The organism is Vibrio sp. 2033 (assembly GCF_033339735.1).
Genome location: NZ_JAWOVC010000240.1, coordinates 1 through 807 on the forward strand (window position 1 = coordinate 1; position 807 = coordinate 807).

The 807-nt window shown below is 49.7% G+C and carries 1 pseudogene; it reads right to left on the reverse strand.

The window, feature by feature from the left end:
• A pseudogene (locus tag R7P74_RS25830) lies at positions 1-807 on the reverse strand (ferric reductase); the annotation flags it as partial.

The following is an 807-nucleotide window of genomic DNA, read 5'->3' on the forward strand; positions in this document are numbered from 1 at the left end:
GATTTGAGTGACGCTAAGATGGCAAAGAACGACGCGACCCCAACACCACCCGCAATCCAAATCTGGGGCTTATTGACGTCAAACGCCAAGCGTCCGTAAGGGCCTTCAACCATCACTTCTTCACCAATTTTAACTCTGTGGTACAAATCCGTAGTGAAATCACCCAACTCTTTGATCAAAAAGCGTACCTCTGGTTCATGCTCACCTGAAACAATCGTAAACGGATGCGGATCTTCATTACCAAAACGAACATAAGCAAACTGCCCAGCTTTGTGTCCTTGCCAAGGTTTTCCTTGGCCGCTATTGCTTGGCGCCAAAACCAGCTCCATCACTCGCGCTTGAGGGAAGTAGCGAGTCGACACCACTTTGGCGGGATGGCGATTTGCTCGTCCGACAAAACCAAGCAAGCTATAAACGGCAGCTGCAGAGCCCATCAAGGCAAAGCCCAAAGCAACGAAATGAATTGGCTCACCCCAGTACGCGTGCTTGATCAACAAAACGGAGTGAACAGCAATCATCAAATACACTGCCGCCATTAAACGATGCGACAACTTAAATGGCTTGTATTTAACAACCGTCCACAATGACACCACGAGCAATGCTAAGAGCAGGTAAAAACCCCACTCCCCCAAACCAAGCCCCACATCGCGCAACTCTTTGACCCAGAGTTCTAAACCGACAAAGTTGTTCCCAGAAGGCCCACCCCCGGTGTGTTTGATTGGTTTTTCGAGCACTCCTGCCGACACTAGCCATTTTGGCACTTTATACGTCAACCAATGCACGACTCCGAGGCTAACCCCCGCAATG